This window comes from Micromonospora sp. NPDC049101, assembly GCF_040648675.1.
Taxonomy (GTDB): domain Bacteria; phylum Actinomycetota; class Actinomycetes; order Mycobacteriales; family Micromonosporaceae; genus Micromonospora.
The window spans coordinates 194,639-212,128 of record NZ_JBEZED010000012.1; the positions used below are offsets into that span (position 1 = coordinate 194,639).

Below are 17,490 nucleotides of genomic sequence, written 5' to 3' on the forward strand. Positions count from 1 at the left end.
CACGTCAAGCCCGAGGTCGGTGGCGATGACCAGGAAGTTCAAGCAACACGGGAAGCGAGCTCTTCACATCGTCAATGTCGCCGACCGCAGTGCCTAGGCTGATCGTCAGCGAGGAAACATCCTGGTCATCGACTTGTACAGGTCCTCGACAATACGGGCAGCCATCAGGCACGGGCGGTCTCTGGCGTGACTTCATCTCCCGCCATTTGGTCACCGGCGGTTGAGCCGTCGAGTCGGCCCCAGCTCATGATCACGTGCACGGATCTGCCGCAGACAAGGCGCGCTGTCAGCTCAGCCAGGTGATCGGCAGCCCATCAACGCAGCCGTCCACCAGCGTCGGCGGACCGCCAGGCAGCGCCACCTCCGGCACCGCTCACACGAGCAGGGCCCACCGAGGGCGTACCTGATCCGGCCGATCACCGCGGCCCTCGGGGCGCTCGGCCGTCACGCACGACGACGGCCGCACCCACCAGACGCCCACGATCCACCAGGTCACGGCGCGTTCGCAAAGGGGGTTCGTGTACCGCCACATCCGCTCTCACGTCTGGCCCAGCTCAGGAGCTATGGGTGGGGCGGGCGGGACTCGAACCCGCGACCGAGGGATTATGAGTCCCCTGCTCTAACCGGCTGAGCTACCGCCCCGAAACACCGCGCCGGATCTTATCCCGCTCGGCGATCAGCAGCCAGCACCGTGCCGGCCGGTGCCCACGCCTGCACCAGCACGATGGGCTACAGGAATATAACAGCGTGCTCGGGTACGACTGTCAGCCGGCGCGCAGCTCGTCCAGCACCGCGCCGGCGGCTCGCCATCCGCTGGCGAGGGCGCCCTGGATCGATGGGCTGTCCCGGTGGTCACCGGCCACGAACAGGCCCTCTCCCAACGACACGGGCTTGCGTAGCCGTCCCTGCGGTGGCGGTGCGGCGGGCAGCGCCTGGGGCACGGCCACGGTGGTGAGGTGGGTCCAGTCGGCGGTGGATCGGCCGTACAGCCGGGTCAACTCGGCCCGGATGGTCGGCTCGGGTGGGGCGGTCGGGCCGACCACCGAGGTGGCCACCAGGTGCCGGCCGGCGGGGGCGTAGGTCGCCGTGGCGTTGCTGAGCACCACCGTGTTCGCCACGATCTCGCGCCGGTCGCCGTCGACGAGCAGGATCGGCTCGGTGAGCGGCGGCTCGGGAGCGCTGTGGTAGTAGGTGGTGTAGCTGTGCATGCGTACCGTCGCCAGGGCCGGCAGCAGCGCGGGCGCCGCGGGTGGGTCGACGGCGACCACGACGGCCCGGCAGTGGATGTCGCCGGCCTGGGTGCGGACCCGGCCGGGCGCGACAGCCGCGACCGGGGTGTCCAGGTCGAGCAGGTCGGCGGGCAGCGGGTCGGCGATGGCCCGGGGCAGCGCCGCCATGCCCTCGGCGGGCAGGCCGATCCGGCCGCGGGCGAAGGAGCGCAACACCATCGCGAGTACGTGGCTGGACGTGGCCAACTCCCGGTCGATGAACACACCGGACAAAAATGGCCGCAGCAGCTCCTCGATGATGGCGTCGGAGAGGCCCGCCCGGCGCAGTGCCGTCTCGGCGCTGGTCTCCGGCGCGGCGAGCAGCCGGGACACCGGCAGGGTGGCGCAGCCGGTCGCGAGCGCGGCGAAGCGGAGCCGGTCGAGCAGGGAGCCGACTCCGGCGAGCGCGGTGCCGGGGGCGCCGGTCGGTTCGCGCAGCGGGTTGACCAGCCGCAGCAGGTCGTCGCCTCGGCGCACCAGCACGCCGGAGGTGAAGTACCCGAGGTGCAGCCGGTCGGTGTCGAGCAACGTGCCGAGCTGCGGGTAGGCGGTGTTGAGCACCTGGAAGCCCCGGTCGATGAGGTAGCCGTCGACGACGTCGGTGGCGACCCGGCCGCCGAGCCGGCCGCTGGCCTCCAGCAGCCGCCAGGGCACGCCGGCGCGGTGCAGCCGGCGGGCGGCGGCGAGGCCGGCCAGGCCGCCGCCGACGATGACCACGTCCGTCTCAGCCAGCATCGCGCGCCTCCCGCTCACCGTTCGCCCGGGACAACCGGCCCGGCCACCAGATCTTCGGCCCGATGTCGTACGCGAGCGCGGGCACCAGCAACGACCGGACGATGATCGTGTCGATCAGTACCCCGATCGCGACTGCCGTACCCAGCTCGACGAGCAACACCAGTGGCAGCACGGCGAGGGCGGAGAAGGTCGCGGCGAGCACGATGCCGGCAGAGGTGATCACTCCGCCGGTGACGGCGAGGCCGGCGAGCACACCGGCGCGGGTTCCGCGCTTGACCGACTCCTCCCGCACCCGGCTGGTCAGGAAGATGTTGTAGTCGATGCCGAGGGCGACCAGGAAGACGAACGCGAACAGCGGGAACGACGAGTCCACCCCGGGAAAGTCGAACACGTGCCGGAACAGCAGCGCGCAGAGGCCGAGGGTCGCCGCGAAGCTGAGCAGCACGGTGCCGATCAGCAGCAGCGGGGCGAGCAGCGCGCGCAGCAGCAGGGCCAGGATGACCGCGATGACCACCAGCACCACCGGGATGATGACGTTCTGGTCGCGCTTCGCGGCGTCGGAGGTGTCCACGTTGATCGCGGTGAAGCCGCCGACCACCGCGTCCGCGCCAGCCACCCGGTGTACGGCGACACGCAGCTCCCGGATGGTCCGCTCGGCGCCGTCGCTGTCGGGCGGGTCGGCCAGGGTCGCCTCCAGTTGCACCCGCCCGTCGACGACCTTGGGTGGGGCGTTCTCCTCGGGTGGGCCGGTCTGCGGGCCGGCGGTGAAAGGGCGGACGGCGGCGACGCCGGGCACGCCCTGCGCCACCTGGGCGACCTGTTGGGCCGTCTGTTGGGTGGTGAAGATGGTGGCCGGGCTGCCCGTGCCGGCGGGGAAGTGTCGGGCGATCACCTCCTGGCCGTCCACCGAGTCGGTGCGCTGGGTGAACAGGTCGGACTGCCCGAGCGTGGTGGCACCGAGCTGGGTGAGGCCCAGCGTGAGGGCGGCCAGCACGACGGCGGTGCTCAGCCAGATTGGTCGGGCGTGCCGGGCCACGAACCCGGCGACGCGGCTCCAGATGCCGTGCTCGGCGCGCGGGTCGGCCTGGTCGGCTCGGGGCCGTCGCGGCCAGAACGCCCACCGGCCGCCCAGCACCAGCAGGGCGGGCAGGAAGGTCAGCATCACCAGCAGGGTGGCGGCGATGCCGATGGCGGCGACCGGGCCGAGCGCCCGGTTGGAGTTGAGGCTGGACAGCAGCAGGCAGAGCAGGCTGACGATGACAGTGCCGCCGGAGGCGATGATGGCGGGCGCGGCGCCCCTCCAGGCCGTCCGCATGGCGTCCCACGGTCGGTCGTGGCGGTGCAGCTCCTCCCGGTAGCGGGCGATCAGCAGCAGCGCGTAGTCGGTGCCCGCCCCGAAGACGAGCACGGTGAGGATGCCCTGCGCCTGCCCGTTGAGCTTGACCACGTCCGCGTCGGCGAGCAGGTAAACGAAGACCGAGGCCAGGGCGTACGACATGCCGGAGGCGAGCAGCGGGAAGATCCAGAGCACCGGGCTGCGGTAGACCACCAGCAGGATGACGAGCACCACCACCAGGGTGACAAGCAGCAGTGGCCCGTCGATGGCGGAGAACACCTTGATCAGGTCGGCGAGCAGGCCGGCGGGTCCGGAGACGTCCACGGTGAGCCCGTCCCGGTCACCGCCGGTGATGTCGCGGAGCCGTTCGACTACCGCTTCGATCTCCTCCCCCTCGGCGTCGTCCACCGGCACGACGACCTGGAGGGCCTGGCCGTCCTCGCTCGGGATGGGCGGCGGCAGCGGGGTGAGCACGCCGGGCACCTGGGCGAACCGGGCGGCGTCGGCGCTGACCCGCTGCCGGTCCGCGTCGGTGATCCCGGCCGGCCGCTCGTAGACGACAAGCGCCGGGATGGTCTGCCGGTCGACGAAGTCGTCGGTGAGGTCCTGGGCGCGGGTCGCCTCGGCGTTGGTGGGCAGGAACGCCGCGTTGTCGTTGGTGGCGACCTCGCTGAGGCGCCCGGCGTACGGGCCGGCCACGCCGCCGATCACCAGCCAGGCCAGCACGACCGCCACCGCGATCAGCGTGGCCCGGCCGCCCCGTCCCGACATCCGCACTCCCCCCATGGATCGACGCGGTGGAGTTTGCGTCAACGCCGACCATCCTGCCGGCCCAGCAGGTCGGAAGGACCGAAACCGGAATCCCAACGGCGTCGATCAAGGAGTTGTGGTGGTGGACGAAAGGCTCAATCACCACTCAACCCGGCACCACAACTCCATGATCGACCGGGGCGGGGGCGGGAGGGGGTACGAGAACGCCCGTCGGCCGGGGGCCGACGGGCGTTGGGTGGAGAAGCTCCCCCGATTGGACTCGAACCAATAACCTGCCGGTTAACAGCCGGCTGCTCTGCCAATTGAGCTACAGGGGATCGTGCACCGCTCGGCCCCGGACCATGCTGGTGCCGTGCGACGGGAAAAGAATACAGGACATCCCCCGGTGGTGGTCCAGTGGGTTCCGCCCCGCACGCCGCTGATCGAGGTGCCCAGGCCAGCGCCCGCAACGCATCGACAATTAGGGTAAATCGTCATCCCGGCACAAGTATGCGTGAGCGGGGAGCAGGATGGGTAGTTAGCTGCGGACAGAGGACGCAGGCGCGAACAGGTCGCCTTCCGACGGGGCAACTCGCCGAGGCGACGGCGCGTCAGGTACGGAAGGAGCCGCCATGCGCGGAAAGATCATGTTTCTTGGCGGGCTGGCTGCGGGATTCGTCCTGGGCGCCCGTGCCGGCCGGGAAAAGTACGAGGAGCTCGTGGTCAAGGGCCGCAAGGTGCTCGACCACCCGACCGTCCAGGAGGCGGCCGGGGTCGCACAGGCCCAGGCCAACAAGCTCTACAGCGAGGGCAAGGACAAGCTCGGCCAGACCAAACTGGCCGAGAAGCTGGGCACCGGCAACGGCAGCACCGGCAAGCAGGAGCTGACCGCCGCCGACGACGCGTTCGCCGGCACGCCCGCCACCGTGGGCGCCAAGGCGGGCACCAGCACGGTCGGCACGACCTCCGGGTCGCCGTCGGCCACCAACACCCCCCGCACCAAGCCGTCCGGCTCGGGCACGAACGCCAGCACGCTCTGACCAATCGCACGTCGACGGGCCGGTCGCCGCAGGGCGACCGGCCCGTGGTCTGTCCGGAGTCCGGTCAGTCCTTGCTGCTGAACGCCGCGTCGAAGGCCGCGCTCGGGGCGTCGAAGGCGAGCCGGCGGACGAACTGCAACGCCTCCGGGGCGCCGAGCAGCCGGTCCATCCCGGCGTCTTCCCACTCGACCGAGATCGGGCCGGTGTAGCCGATCGCGTTCAGCGCGCGGAAGCAGTCCTCCCAGGGCACGTCGCCGTGCCCGGTGGAGACGAAGTCCCACCCGCGGCGCAGGTCGGCCCAGGGCAGGTGCGAGGCGAGCCGGCCACGCCGGCCATCCCCGGTACGGACCTTGGCGTCCTTGCAGTCCACGTGGTAGATCCGGTCGGCGAAGTCGAAGATGAAGTTCACCGGGTCCAGCTCCTGCCAGACGAAGTGCGACGGGTCCCAGTTCAACCCGAACGCGGGCCGGTTGCCGATCGCCTCCAGCGTCCGCTTCGTCGTCCAGTAGTCGTACGCGATCTCGCTGGGGTGCACCTCGTGCGCGAACCGCACCCCCACCTCGTCGAACACGTCGAGGATCGGGTTCCACCGGTCGGCGAAGTCCTGGTAGCCGCGCTCGATCATCGACGGCGGCACCGGCGGGAACATCGCCAGGGTGTGCCAGATCGACGACCCGGTGAAGCCGACGACGGTCTTCACGCCGAGCTTCGCCGCCGCCCGCGCGGTGTCCTTGATCTCCTCGGCGGCCCGCTGGCGAACCCCCTCGGGCTCCCCGTCGCCCCAGATGCGGCCGGGCAGGATGTCCTGGTGCCGCTCGTCGATCGGGTGGTCGCAGACCGCCTGACCGACCAGGTGGTTGGAGATCGTGAAGACCTCGAGGTTGTGCTTCGCGAGAGTCTCCCGCTTGCGCTCGACGTACGAGTCGTCGGCGAGCGCCTTGTCGACCTCGAAGTGGTCGCCCCAGCAGGCGATCTCCAGGCCGTCGTAGCCCCACTCGGAGGCGAGCCGGCAGACCTCCTCGAAAGGCAGATCGGCCCACTGGCCGGTGAAGAGCGTGATGGGTCGCGCCATTGTTCTACTCCCCTGTTGTCATGGGGGATTCCAGGTGCGGACCGGGGCGAGGGTGACCGGGCGTACGCGGCGCCGGACGGTCACCGGCGGGTGCGGAACACACCTGAGCCCGGCGGGTTGCGCCTCCCACCGGGTCACCGGCCACCAACACGGTCGCCGCCCCCACCCTATTTCCGTGGCACCCCATTGCGAAAGCCCTGCGGCTCGATCATCATTCGGCCACCTCCTCGGGCGCCGGCAGGGCGGCCCGCACGGTGAAGCCACCACCGGCACGCGGGCCGGCGGACAGCGTGCCTCCGAGGCGTTCGGTGCGCCTGCGTACCCCGAGCAGACCCCGCCCGGCGTCGGAGCTGCCGCCGCCGGACGGCAGGGGGCCGGCACCCTCGTCGCGGACCTCGATGGTGATGCCCGTGGCGTCGTAGCGCAGGCGGACCGCGACCGGCGCGCCCCGGGCGTGCCGGCAGGCGTTGGTCAACGATTCCTCGATGATCCGGTACGCCACCGCGTCGACCGGCCCCGGCAACGGCCGGGGCTGCCCGGCCAGGGTCCACCGCACCGGCTGGCCGGCGGCGAAGCCCTCCACGAGCGCGTCGAGGCGGGTCAGACTGCCCGTCGGATCGAACGGGTCGTCCAGCTCCTCCGGGCGCCGAAGCGCACCGCGCAGCCGATGCCCCTGCTCCAGCACCATCCCGCGCCACTGCGCGAACCGCCCCATGCAGGTCAAGGTACGGCAGTCCGCTGCGCGCCGGCCTCCCGCGTCACCAAACCCCCCGCCCTACCCACCCCCTCCCGCCCCGGCGGACCGGCGCGGCGCGGGTGGGACCGGCGCTTTGCGGCGTCGGCCCCACCCGTTCTAGCTGGTTAGGGCAGGGTCCACTTCTGGTTGGCCGCGCCGAGGCAGGTCCAGAGGTGTACGGCGGTGCCGTCCGCCGAGTTGTTGCCGGAGACGTCGAGGCACTTGCCCGACGACGGGTTGCGCAGGCTGCTGTCGGAGGACTGGGCCGCCCAGTTCTGCGCGCCGCTGCCGTTGCAGGTCCAGAGCTGGATCTTGGTGCCGTTGGCGGTGGCAGCACCGTTGACGTCCAGGCACTTGCCGAGCGCCCTGATGGTCGAGCCGGACACGGTCCAGGTCTGCGCCGTGCCGCCGTTGCAGGTGTAGAGCTGGATCTGGGTGCCGTCGGCGCTGCCGCCGCCGCGCACGTCCAGGCACTTGCCCGCCAGGCCCTTGATCGGGCCGACGCCGGGGGTGCCACTGCCGCCCTTGACCAGGGTGAAGTCGTCCAGGTCGAAGAGCCCCGTGCCGCTGCCGGTGAAGGTGAGGTAGAGGTTCTGGGTGCCGGACGGGACGTTGGCGAGCGTGGTGGTGACGTTGGCGTACGTCGACCAGCTGCCGGTGTTGGGCACCGCGACGGTGCCGAGCACCGGGCCGGTGGCGGAGCCGGTGCGCACCTGGATGCTGCCGCCCGCGCCACCGGAGACGACCCGGGCCGTGAACGAGGTGACCCCGGTCAGGTTGACCCCGTTGTACGCGGCCCAGTCGCCCGGCTCGATGTAGCCGAGGGTCTGCCCACCGTTGGCGCCCTCCTTGGCGAACGCGGAGACGCCGTTGGCCGAGGTGAACGACTCGGCCTGGATCGTGCCGGTGGGCGTCGGGGTGGTGCCCAGTTCCTTGATCCGGATGTTGCGGAACGCGACGTCGTCACCGTTGCCGTGGTTCTGGATGCCGATGTGGCCGGCGAGCGAACGGACCGGGTCGGTGTTGGTGAAGTCGTTGATCTTCACTCCGTTGAGGAAGACCTGGAGCCGCTCGCCCTCGACCAGCAGCTCGTAGGCGTTCCACTCCCCCGGCGCGTTCAGCGCCGCGTCCCGGGCCGCGGTGTCGGCGGCCTTGTACGTGTAGACCGCGCCGGTGGTGCGGTCGACCGCGTCGGTGGCGTCGATCTGGACCTCGTAGCCGTTGTTGATCGCCGACTGCGGGTCACTCGACGGCGGGAAGCCGATGAAGATGCCGGAGTTGTCGTCCCCGGCCAGCTTCCAGTCCAGCTTGAGCGAGTAGTTGGTGAACTGCTTGGCGTTGTACCAGAACAACCCCATGCCGCCCACCGAGGTCAGGGTGGCGTCGGAGTTGGTGAAGTTGCCCGGGCCGGCCTGTGACCAGCCGGTCGTCGAGCCGTTGTAGAGCGGGGTGTACCCGGTCTCCGGACGGCAGTCGGCCTTGCTCCGACCGGAGGCGTACCGGATGCCACCGAGCAGGTGGGTCCGGAACGCCGGCTCGGCGTACGACGCCTGGGTGTGCCCGGCCCCGGTGTAGAAGGACCGGCCGCCGTTGTAGCTCTTGCACCAGCTCAACGGGTGGTCGGCGCCCATGCCGCCGCCGGAGTACGACGACTCGTCGAGCGTGGCGAGCACGTGGGCGGTGGAGCGGGCGTTGGTCCGGTAGTTGTACCACTCGTCGGTGCGGGTCCAGGTCTGCGGCAGGTGACCGGTCGCGGCGTGCGCCCGGTCCTCCACCTTGACGTTGGCCTGCTGGATCGCCGGGTGCGAGGCGAACCACGCGCCCACCAGGTTGCCGTAGAACGGCCAGTCGTACTCGGTGTCGGAGGCCGCGTGTACGCCGACGTAACCGCGACCGGAGGCGATGTACGACTCGAAGGCGGTCTGCTGGCTGGCGTCGAGCACGTCGCCTGTGGTGTTGAGGAAGACGACCGCCTCGTACTGGGCGAGGTTGGCGGTGGTGAACGCGGTCGCGTCCTCGGTGGCGGTGACGGTGAAGTTGTTCGCCGCGCCCAGGTCGCGGATGGTCTGGATGCCGACCGGGATCGCGTCGTGCCGGAAACCGGCGGTCTTGGAGAAGACCAGCACGTCGTACGGGGCGTCGGCGGCGCTGGCCGGGCTTGCCGGGGTGGTGCAGGCGATGACGGCGAGTGCCGCCAGGGCCGCACCGAGGACGGGTCGCAGGCGTCTGCGCATATCGCTCTCCTAACTGTGGTTAGGAAGGGCCCCCTGCCCAACCGTAGGGGGTGACAGGGGGCCCCACCACTCAGCTCAGGGCAGGATCCACTTTTGGTTGGCCGCGCCGAGGCAGGTCCAGAGGTGGACCGCCGTGTTGTCGGCGGAGGTGTTGCCGGAAACGTCGAGGCACTTGCTCGACGCCGCGTTGCGTAGCGTGCCGTCGGCCTGCGCGGCCCAGTTCTGCGCGCCGGTGCCGTTGCAGGTGTAGAGCTGGATCTTGGTGCCGTCGGCGGTACCGGCGCCGGCGACGTCCAGGCACTTACCCAACGACTTGATCGTGGAGTTCGGCGTGACCGCCCAGGTCTGGGCCGCACTGCCGTTGCAGGTGTAGATCTGGATCTGCGTGCCGTCGGCGGTGGCGGCGTTGCGGACGTCCAGGCACTTGCCACCCAGACCCTTGATCGGGCCGCTCCCGCTGGTGGCGGCGCCGGTGACGAACGTGAACGCGTCCAGGTCGTAGAGCGCACCGGTGCCCGACCCGGCGAAGGTCAGGTACAGCGTGGTCGTACCCGTCGGGGGGTTGGTGATCGTCCCGGTCACGGTGGCGAACGTTTCCCAGCCGCCGGTCACCGGGACCGTGGCCGAGCCGAGCACCGTGCCGGTGGCCGAGCCGGCCCGGACCTGGAGGGTGCCACCGGCACCCGCCGAGGAGACCCGGGCGGTGAACGAGGTCACGTTGCCCAGCCGGTACGGCTGGAACGCGATCCAGTCACCGTTGTTGATGTCGCCGACGGTCTTGCCGCCCTCGGCCGTGGCCTTGCTGAACACGTTGATCCCGGACGAGGTGCCGTAGAACTCGGCCTGCCGGTGCCGCGGCGGCAGCGTGTGCTGGGTGTGGGTGGTCAGCCCGCCGGCGTCGGTGTACTCGGCGTCGAAGATCGCGAAGATGTTCGCCGCGTCGTCGTGCTCACCGTCGACCGGGATGGTGATCGAGCCGGAGCACCCGGTCTTCGAGGTGATCTGGTGCCCGTGCTGGTCGTGGCCGAGCACGTAGGTCATCTTGACCTTCGTGCAGTCGATCGTGCCGTCCTCCGGGTCGGTGACCGTGATGCTGTACGGCACCGTGTCGCCGAAGCTGAACAGCTGGCCGTTGCCGGGGTTGTTGATGGTGACCGTGGGCGCGGTGTTGCCGACGCTGATCCGCACGCTGCTGCTGCCGGTGGCGCCCTGCGGGTCCCGCACCGTCAGCGTGGCGGTGTAGGTGCCGTTGGTGGTGTACGTCTTCGTCGGGTTGGCGGCGGTCGAGGTGGTCCCGTCGCCGAAGGCCCACGAGTACGTCAGCGCGCCGCCCTCGGGGTCGGACGAGCCCGCTGAGGAGAAGGTCACCGCGAGCGGTGCCGCACCGGAGGTCCGGTTGGCGCCGGCCACGGCCGTCGGTGCCCGGTTGCCGCTGCCGACGTAGTCGAAGCGGTAGAGCGCCGAGTTGGCGTCGCCGTTGAAGTAGCCGGTGCCGTAGTCGAGCACGTAGTACGCGCCGTCCGGGCCGAACGCGGAGTCCATCACCTGCTTGCCGACCCAGGGGAACGTGTCGATGGTGCCCCGGGAGCCGTCGGAGTTGACGTGGATCGGCTTGATCCAGCCCCGGCCGAACTCGGTGGCGAAGAACTGCCCGTCGAAGGACTGCGGGAACTTGGTGGTGGAGGTCGACGAGGCGTTGTAGCGGTAGACCGGGCCACCCATCGGCGACTCGGAGCCGCCGCCGAACTCGGTCGGGGTGCCGGCGTCGCCGGCGTACCGGATCCAGGCCGGCTGGGCCGGCGGCAGGGTGGTCAGGCCGGTGTTGCGGAACGAGTTGTTGGTGGGCCCGCTGGCGCAGTTGTACTTCGCACCGCCGGTGTTGGCGGCGAAGTCCCACTCGTTGTACGTCTCGGTGGAGGTGTTGGTGCCGGTGCAGTACGGCCAGCCGAAGTTGCCCGGTGCGGCGACCCGGTTGAACTCCACCTGACCGGACGGCCCGCGGGTGGAGCTGGTGGTGCCGGCGTCCGGCCCGTAGTCACCGACGTAGACGACCCCGGTGGCCTTGTCCACGCTGATCCGGAACGGGTTGCGGAACCCCATCGCGTAGATCTCCGGCCGGGTCCTGGCCGTGCCGGGCGCGAACAGGTTGCCCGACGGGATGGAGTACGAGCCGTTGGCGTTCACCTTGATCCGCAGGATCTTGCCGCGCAGGTCGTTGGTGTTGCCGGCGCTGCGTTGCGCGTCGTACGCCGGGTTGCGGTTGGTCCGCTCGTCCAGCGGCGAGTAGCCGGCGGACTCGAACGGGTTGGTGTCGTCACCGGTGGACAGGTACAGGTTGCCGGCGGCGTCGAAGTCGATGTCCCCGCCGACGTGGCAGCACAGGCCCCGGTCGGCCGGCACGTCGAGCACGTCGACCTTGCTCGACTGGTTGATCGTGAAGTCGGCGTTGAGGGTGAACCGGGAGAGGCGGTTCACACCCTGCCAGGCGGAGAAGTCGGTGCCGGTGGCCGGCGCGTCACCGCCGGGGGTGGACAGCGGCGGCGCGTAGTAGAGGAAGATCTGCCGGTTGCTGGCGAAGTTGGGGTCGACCCCGACGCCCTGCAAGCCCTCCTCGTCGTGGTTGTAGACCGACAGGGTGCCGATCACGGAGGTGGTGCCGCTCGCGTCGGTGCGGCGCAGGGTGCCGTTGCGGGCGGTGTGCAGGACGGAGCGGTCCGGCAGCACGGCCAGCGACATCGGTTCGCCCATGTCGGTCACGCCGCGGGCGAGTTCGACCTGCTGGAAGTCGGTGGCGACGATCGTGTGCGCCTGTGCGGGAGCCGAACCGGCGGCCAGCGCGACAGTGCCGGCGGTGACCGCCAGCAGCAGCGCCGAACCAGCGGAGGACCATCGTCGAGAGCGTTGGTGTGGTGCGTCCTTCATGGACATGTGTGCTGCCCCTTCCTGACGAGTGACTGCCAGGCGGGCGCGCGCCGTCGCGCCGGATGCCGTAGCGGTGATGGTGGGGGTCGATGGGTTACCGCGCCGCCGGTTCACCTCGACGAAACATTGTCGTGTTGGTCACGACACTAAGTTGCGGGTGTCGATGTGTCCATACCTTCCGGCGGTACAGCGCCAACTTTCGTCGATCTGATCGAAAGTTGGCGATCACGCCCGGCGGTCGATCGCCTGTCCGGCCAGGGCAACAAGCGCCGCACGCGCCTCGTCAGCCACCATCGCGTTCTGGAGAGCACCGAGCGCGGTCTCGGTCCGGACGCGGATCATCTGCTCGATCCGCTCCAGGGCACCTGTCGTCTCGATGATCCCGCGCAGCTCCGCCGCGCCTTCGGCGTCCAGCGCCGGATTGCCGAACAACTCCCGCAGCCGGACGGTCTGCGACCGGTCGGCGGCACTGCGCGCCAGCGCCATCATCACCGTGGGCTTGCCCTCACGCAGGTCGTCCAGGACCGACTTGCCGGTGATCGCAGGGTCGCCGAAGACGCCCAGCACGTCGTCGCGGAGTTGGAAGGCGTCACCCAACGGGTCACCGAACTCGCCGAGCGCGGCGATCAGGTCCGGCTCCGCGCCGGCCAGAGCCGCCCCGATCTGCAGCGGCCGGGTCACCGTGTAGCGGGCGGCCTTCATCCGGATCACGGTGAGCGCGCTGGCCACCGAGCCGTCACCCACACCCGAGACCAGGTCCAGGTATTCTCCCGCGATCACCTCGGTGCGCATCAGCGCGAAGACGCCGTACCCCCGGTGCACCTGTTCGGTGCTCAGCCCACACTCGTGGAACATCTGGTCCGACCAGGCGGCGCAGAGATCCCCGCAGAGCAGGGCGGTGTTGCGCCCGTACGCCTCCGGGTCGCCGCGCCACGCCGAGCGGGCGTGCAGGTCGGCGAAGAGCCGGTGCACCGACGGCTCACCCCGACGGCGGTCGCTGCCATCCAGGATGTCGTCGTGGATCAGCGCGAACGCGTGGAACAGCTCCAGCGCCGCCGCGGCCACCACGATCGGGGTGCCGTCGGGCGCCCCCGCGCCGCGCCAGCCCCAGTAGCAGAACAGCGGGCGGAGCCGCTTGCCGCCGGCCAGCACGAACCGTTGCAACGCGGTGAACACGCCGCGGGGCGCGCCGTCGGGCCAGTCCGGGCCCTGCCGTTCGAGGAACCCGGCCAACTCGGCGTCGAAGCGCGCCCGCAGCCCGCTGGCGTCGGCGGGCGCGACGGTCAGGGTCACGACCCCTCCCCCGGCCCGCCGTCACGCAGCCCGGCCAGCTCCAGCAACAGCGCCTTGACCTCGGTGGCCGCGATCTTGTCCCGGGCGGCCGTCGGGTCGGAGCAGAGCAGCACCGGGGCGTCCGCCGGGTCGCTGGGCAGCCGCCCGTGCGAGCCCTTCACCGCCCGCGCGCCGGCGTCCAGGCCGACGGCACTCATCAGGTACCGCATGCCGAGCTTCTTGCGGGCCAGGGCCACCCCGGCGCGGGCCTTCGCGGCACCGGGATTGGCCGGGTCGAAGAACAGCTCAGCCGGGTCGTACCCCGGCTTGCGGTGGATCTCCACCAGCCGGGCGAAGTCCGGTGCCCGGTCGTCGTCGAGCCAGTAGTAGTACGTGAACCAGGCGTCCGGCTCGGCCACCAACACCAGCTCACCGGCGCGCGGATGGTCCAGACCGTGTACGGCCTTGCCCTCGGCGTCGAGCACCTCGGCCACCCCGGGCAGGCTGGCACAGAGCTTCGCCACCGCCGGCACGTCGGCCGGGTCCTTGACGTAGACGTGCGCGATCTGGTGGTCGGCGACCGCGAACGCCTTCGACGTCCACGGGTCGAGGTATTCCATGCCGGCCTGGGTGTGCACCCGCAGCAGCCCCTCGGCGCGCAGCAGCCGGTTGACGTCCACCGGCCGGGACACGTCGGTGATGCCGTACTCGGACAGCACCACCACTGTGGCGTCCCGGGCGCGGGCGGCGTCCAGCAGCGGCCCGAGCACCGTGTCCAGCTCGGCTGCCGCGGCGGCGGCCTGGGCCGACGACGGGCCGAAGCGTTGCAGGTCGTAGTCGAGGTGGGGGACGTAGACCAGGGTGAGGTCGGGTGACACGTCGGCCAGGATCTGCTCGGCCGCCTGGCAGATCCACCGCGACGACGGCAACCCGGCCGTCGGCCCCCAGTAGGTGAACAGCGGGAACGTGCCCAGCCGCCCGGTGAGCGCGTCGTGCAGCTCCGGTGGGTCGGTGTAGCAGTCCGGTTCCTTGCGCCCGTCGGCGTAGTAGACCGGGCGGGGCGTCACCGTCCAGTTGACGTCCGCGCCCATGGCGTACCACCAGCAGACGTTGGCAACGGTGTAGCCCGGCTCGGCCCGACGGGCGGCCTGCCAGAGCTTGTCCCCGCCGACCAGCGCGTTGTGCTGCCGCCACAGCAACACCTCGCCCAGCTCCCGGAAATACCACCCGTTGCCGACGATCCCGTGCCCGCTGGGCGGCTCGCCGGTGAGGAAGGTGGACTGCACCGAGCAGGTCACCGCGGGCAGCACGGTGCCCAACTCGGCCCGGAAGCCGCCGTCGGCGACACCCCGCAGCCGGGGCATGTGCGCCAGTAGTCGGGGCGTCAACCCCACCACGTCGAGGACCACAAGTCGTCGGCTCATCGCGTCACCCCCATGCTCACGGTTCGGTCTGTGGTCAGGCCGAGGCCGACCAGTTCGTCTCGGGCGAAGGCCAGCTCCGCGGCGATGCCGGCGGCCAGCTCCGCGTCGGTGCCGGGCCGTCGTGCGGCCGGCAGCACCCCCCAGGTGTACGTCTCGACGTCGAGGTGGTCGCAGCCCGCGGTCGGCGCGTCGAAGAGCGCTCTCAGGGCCGCGCGGAGCACCGGCAGGGTCGAGCCGAGCGGCTCCTCGGGTGGGGCGTGCAGCGGCACGTGGTAGTGCACCCGCCATGGGCCGGGCAGCTCCCGGTCCAGTGCCTCGTCCAGGTCGTCGGCCGCGTACGCCGGGTCGGCCGGGTCGGCCAGACCGGCGCACCCGGCGCCCCGGGTCTGGTGCAGGAAGCGCGGTTCCACCCAGCGGCGCAGCGCGTCGGCACCGCCGGCCGGGTCGGCCGCCTCGACGGCGGCGGAGACCTGCACCTTCACCACCGGCAGCCCGGCCGCGCGCAGACGCTCCAGCGCGTCGGCCGGCTCCTCCCAGGCGCACGCCAGGTGGGCCAGGTCGACGCAGACGCCCAACCGTTCGGTGTCCATTCCGGACAGCAGCTCGGCCGCCTGACCGGTGCTCTCCACCACGCAGCCGGGCTCCGGCTCGAAGGCGACCCGCACCTCGCGGCCGGTGTCCCGCTGGACCTCGGCCAGACCGGCGGCCAACTGGTCCAACCGGCCTCGGGCCGCGTCGGCCCGAGCGGTGTCCCACGGCTTGCGCCAGGCCAGCGGCAGGGTGGAGATCGAGCCCCGGGCGGCGTCGTCGGGCAGCAGGTCGGCGAGCACCCGGGCCAGATCCAGGGTGTACGTCAGACGCTGCTCGGTGGTCCAGTCCGGGTGGTACACGTCCTGCTTGACCACCGGGGCCTGGAAGGCCGAGTACGGGAAACCGTTGAGGGTGACCACCTCCAGCCCGCGCGCGTCCAGCTCGGTGCGCAGCCGGCGACGCAGCGCCGGGTCGGCGGCCAGCTCGGCGGCGACCGGGGCGGCCAGCCACAGGCCGAGCCCGAGCAGGTCACCGCCGAGCGTCTCGCGGACCGGCACGGCGTAGGTGTCCAGTTGACCGAGGATGCCGGCGAGGTCCTCGGCGGGGTGCACGTTCGTGCAGTAACTGAGGTGGACGGTGTCGCCGCCGGCGTGTCGCAGCCGCATCAGCTGCCGCCGCGCAGGATCGAGTTGCCGGTCTGCGGGTCCACCTTGGCGGTGACGTCCAGGTCGCTGAGGTCGAGCCGCCCGGACTGCCCGTAGAACTCCACCGGGTTGCGCCACAGCACCCTGTCGACGTCGTCGTCACTGAAGCCGGCCAGCAGCATCGCCTCGCCGGTGGCCCGGGTCAGCAGCGGGTCGGAGCGCCCCCAGTCGGCCGCCGAGTTGACCAGCATCCGTTCGGTGCCGTACTCCCGCAGCAACTCCACCATCCGCGACGGGGTCATCTTGGTGTCCGGGTAGATGGAGAAGCCCAACCAGCAGCCGCTGTCCCGGACCAGCTTGACGGTCACCTCGTTGAGGTGGTCGACCACCACGCGACCCGCGTCGATGCCGGATTCGGCGACCACGGCGAGGGTGCGTTCGCAGCCGCGCGCCTTGTCCCGGTGCGGGGTGTGCACGAGCGCCGGCAGGTCGTACGCCACGGCGAGGGCGAGCTGCGCGGCGAACGCCTCGTCCTCCTCCGGCGTCATCGAGTCGTACCCGATCTCGCCGACCGCCACCACCGCGTCCTTGTCCAGGTAACGGGGCAGCAGGTCGAGCACCGGGCGGCAGCGCGGGTCGTTGGCCTCCTTGGGGTTCAGGGCCACGGTGGCGAAGTGCCGCACCCCGAACTGCCCGGCCCGAAACGGCTCCCAGCCGATCAGCGAGTCGAAGTAGTCGGTGAACGAGGCGGCGCTGGTGCGCGGCTGACCCAGCCAGAACGACGGCTCCACCACGGCGCGTACGCCGGCGGCGGCCATCCGTTCGTAGTCGTCGGTGGTGCGCGAGGTCATATGGATGTGCGGGTCGAAGATACGCATGTCACGCCTCCCGGGGCAGTGCGGCGGTGAGCCGGTCGAGCAGGTCGGTGGCGTCGGCGGGCAACTCCCGGCCGGCGGCGTTCCGCTCCGCGGCCAGCGCGGCCAACATCGCGGCCAACTCCCCGTCGGACCGGGTGTCCAGGTCGGCCACGGCGGCCAGGGGGACGCCGCTGAACACGCACTTGAGCACCGCCTGCCGCCAGGCGGCCGGGTCGAGGTGCCGGGCGTAGGGGCCGAGGGCCGCGGCGACCAGCCGGGTGTCGTTGGTGCGGATCGCGTCGTGCAGCAGCGGCACCCCGGCGGCGCCGATCGGCAGCAGGGGCAGGGCCCGCAGCACGGCTCGCCGCTCGGCCGCGTCCCCGTGCTGGTAGAGGCTTTCGGCGTACGTCGCGTGGTCGCCGGGCAGGCTGGTGAGCAGCAGCACCCGGGCCGCGTCGTCGGCGGTCCAGCCGGGGGCGTCGGGCAGCGCGGCCCGACCGCAACGTCGGCCGGCGGCGGGGAAGAGCCGGGTGATCGCGGTGGGCTCGGCCGTGACCCGGCGCAGCGCCGTGTCCAGCCAGTCGGGATCGGGTACGCCTCCCAGCGCGGCCCGCAGTGAATCCGGTGTCATCCCGTCTCCTCCCTCGTGCTGCTCCAGGTGCCCCCACC

At 71.3% G+C, this 17,490-nt stretch carries 12 protein-coding genes and 2 tRNA genes; 1 reads left to right on the top strand and 13 read right to left on the bottom strand.

Annotation, left to right across the window (positions count from 1 at the left end; all coding sequences use genetic code 11):
- Positions 1–568 precede the first annotated feature (568 nt).
- The 4 genes from AB0B57_RS18945 to AB0B57_RS18960 form a co-directional block, all read right to left on the bottom strand.
- Positions 569–642 (bottom strand) — tRNA-Ile (locus AB0B57_RS18945).
- 122 nt (positions 643–764) lie between these two features.
- Positions 765–2,003, bottom strand: coding sequence for an FAD-dependent oxidoreductase (locus AB0B57_RS18950; RefSeq protein ID WP_357070928.1), 1,239 nt, complete (start codon positions 2,001–2,003; stop codon positions 765–767).
- Positions 1,993–4,110, bottom strand: a complete 2,118-nt coding sequence (locus AB0B57_RS18955; protein ID WP_357070931.1) for an MMPL family transporter — start codon at positions 4,108–4,110, stop codon at positions 1,993–1,995. The genes AB0B57_RS18950 and AB0B57_RS18955 overlap by 11 nt, the downstream gene beginning before the upstream one ends.
- Before the next feature lie 244 nt (positions 4,111–4,354).
- Positions 4,355–4,427, bottom strand: a tRNA-Asn gene (locus AB0B57_RS18960).
- A gap of 294 nt (positions 4,428–4,721) precedes the next feature.
- Here AB0B57_RS18960 and AB0B57_RS18965 point away from each other — a divergent pair.
- A complete protein-coding gene (locus tag AB0B57_RS18965; protein ID WP_357070934.1) occupies positions 4,722–5,129 on the top strand; it encodes a hypothetical protein in 408 nt (135 codons plus the stop codon).
- A gap of 64 nt (positions 5,130–5,193) precedes the next feature.
- Here AB0B57_RS18965 and AB0B57_RS18970 read toward each other — a convergent pair whose 3' ends face one another.
- The 9 genes from AB0B57_RS18970 to AB0B57_RS19010 all read right to left on the bottom strand — a co-directional run bounded on the left by AB0B57_RS18970 (position 5,194) and on the right by AB0B57_RS19010 (position 17,452).
- Entirely contained in the window at positions 5,194–6,201 is a 1,008-nt protein-coding gene (locus tag AB0B57_RS18970; protein WP_357070937.1) for a sugar phosphate isomerase/epimerase family protein, read from the bottom strand.
- Positions 6,202–6,412: 211 nt separating this feature from the next.
- Positions 6,413–6,916 (bottom strand): ATP-binding protein, encoded by a 504-nt coding sequence (locus tag AB0B57_RS18975; protein WP_357070940.1) that lies wholly within the window; start codon positions 6,914–6,916, stop codon positions 6,413–6,415.
- A gap of 146 nt (positions 6,917–7,062) precedes the next feature.
- Entirely contained in the window at positions 7,063–9,171 is a 2,109-nt protein-coding gene (locus AB0B57_RS18980; protein WP_357070943.1) for a ThuA domain-containing protein, read from the bottom strand.
- A gap of 75 nt (positions 9,172–9,246) precedes the next feature.
- On the bottom strand, positions 9,247–12,099 hold the full coding sequence (locus AB0B57_RS18985; protein WP_357070946.1) for a PQQ-dependent sugar dehydrogenase: 2,853 nt from the start codon (positions 12,097–12,099) through the stop codon (positions 9,247–9,249).
- Positions 12,100–12,318: 219 nt separating this feature from the next.
- Positions 12,319–13,386 carry a polyprenyl synthetase family protein gene (locus AB0B57_RS18990; protein WP_357070949.1) on the bottom strand — a complete coding sequence of 356 codons (1,068 nt, stop codon included), beginning with the start codon at positions 13,384–13,386 and terminating at the stop codon, positions 12,319–12,321.
- Positions 13,383–14,789 carry a nucleotide pyrophosphatase/phosphodiesterase family protein gene (locus AB0B57_RS18995; protein ID WP_357070952.1) on the bottom strand — a complete coding sequence of 469 codons (1,407 nt, stop codon included), beginning with the start codon at positions 14,787–14,789 and terminating at the stop codon, positions 13,383–13,385. Before AB0B57_RS18995 ends, AB0B57_RS18990 begins: the two co-directional genes overlap by 4 nt.
- The gene (gene eboE / locus AB0B57_RS19000) at positions 14,786–15,985 is read right to left on the bottom strand and encodes a metabolite traffic protein EboE (protein ID WP_357070955.1); all 1,200 of its coding nucleotides are present in this window, start codon (positions 15,983–15,985) and stop codon (positions 14,786–14,788) included. The genes AB0B57_RS18995 and eboE overlap by 4 nt, the downstream gene beginning before the upstream one ends.
- Positions 15,985–16,842 (bottom strand): TatD family hydrolase, encoded by an 858-nt coding sequence (locus AB0B57_RS19005; RefSeq protein ID WP_357070958.1) that lies wholly within the window; start codon positions 16,840–16,842, stop codon positions 15,985–15,987. The genes eboE and AB0B57_RS19005 overlap by 1 nt, the downstream gene beginning before the upstream one ends.
- 1 nt (position 16,843) lies before the next feature.
- On the bottom strand, positions 16,844–17,452 hold the full coding sequence (locus AB0B57_RS19010; protein ID WP_357070962.1) for an EboA domain-containing protein: 609 nt from the start codon (positions 17,450–17,452) through the stop codon (positions 16,844–16,846).
- Between the last annotated feature and the right edge of the window lie 38 nt (positions 17,453–17,490).

Bases quoted from the DNA above. Each gene is read 5' to 3' on its own strand.
- AB0B57_RS18975 (WP_357070940.1), bottom strand. From the start codon at position 6,916: ATGGGGCGGTTCGCGCAGTGGCGCGGGATGGTGCTGGAGCAGGGGCAT.
- AB0B57_RS18965 (WP_357070934.1), top strand. From the start codon at position 4,722: ATGCGCGGAAAGATCATGTTTCTTGGCGGGCTGGCTGCGGGATTCGTC.
- AB0B57_RS18950 (WP_357070928.1), bottom strand. From the start codon at position 2,003: ATGCTGGCTGAGACGGACGTGGTCATCGTCGGCGGCGGCCTGGCCGGC.
- AB0B57_RS18985 (WP_357070946.1), bottom strand. From the start codon at position 12,099: ATGTCCATGAAGGACGCACCACACCAACGCTCTCGACGATGGTCCTCC.
- AB0B57_RS18995 (WP_357070952.1), bottom strand. From the start codon at position 14,789: ATGAGCCGACGACTTGTGGTCCTCGACGTGGTGGGGTTGACGCCCCGA.
- AB0B57_RS19010 (WP_357070962.1), bottom strand. From the start codon at position 17,452: ATGACACCGGATTCACTGCGGGCCGCGCTGGGAGGCGTACCCGATCCC.
- eboE (WP_357070955.1), bottom strand. From the start codon at position 15,985: ATGCGGCTGCGACACGCCGGCGGCGACACCGTCCACCTCAGTTACTGC.
- AB0B57_RS18980 (WP_357070943.1), bottom strand. From the start codon at position 9,171: ATGCGCAGACGCCTGCGACCCGTCCTCGGTGCGGCCCTGGCGGCACTC.
- AB0B57_RS18970 (WP_357070937.1), bottom strand. From the start codon at position 6,201: ATGGCGCGACCCATCACGCTCTTCACCGGCCAGTGGGCCGATCTGCCT.
- AB0B57_RS18955 (WP_357070931.1), bottom strand. From the start codon at position 4,110: ATGTCGGGACGGGGCGGCCGGGCCACGCTGATCGCGGTGGCGGTCGTG.
- AB0B57_RS19005 (WP_357070958.1), bottom strand. From the start codon at position 16,842: ATGCGTATCTTCGACCCGCACATCCATATGACCTCGCGCACCACCGAC.